Raw genomic sequence first — 445 nt, forward strand, 5'->3', positions numbered from 1 at the left:
AACAAAAGCTTAGCTTTGTTATTGGGTATTAAGTATTTTAGGAGTTAATATTAGAACGTATTGAAATACATCTATCATCACAATTTGATAGAGATTGTTTACTCTGAATTTTCGGCAAGTAAATAGTTACAGTTGTCCCGACGCCAACCTCACTCATTATACTTATTGTTCCTTGATGACCTTCAATTATTTTATAACTTAGCATCAATCCAATACCGGTACCTTTTTCTTTCGTACTATAGAAAGGTTCACCTAATCTTTTAATTCTTTCTTCAGGTATTCCTATTCCTTCATCTATTACACTAATAACGACACCTTTTTTATGTATTTCTTTTATATGGATTGAAATTTTCCCGCCATCTAGCATTGCTTCAATTGAATTTTGCAAAATATTAATAAATACTTGTTTCAATTGATTTTCTGAGCATTCAATGATTATCTCTTT

At 29.9% G+C, this 445-nt stretch carries 1 protein-coding gene; it reads right to left on the reverse strand.

Going from position 1 to position 445, the window contains the following annotated elements; all coding sequences use genetic code 11:
• Positions 1-37: 37 nt before the first annotated feature.
• Positions 38-445 (reverse strand): ATP-binding protein (locus KI356_RS27350; protein ID WP_212937024.1); only part of this gene is annotated, 408 nt, incomplete at its 5' end.

This window comes from Bacillus hominis, from assembly GCF_018332515.1.
GTDB classification, from domain to species: Bacteria; Bacillota; Bacilli; order Bacillales; family Bacillaceae_G; genus Bacillus_A; species Bacillus_A hominis.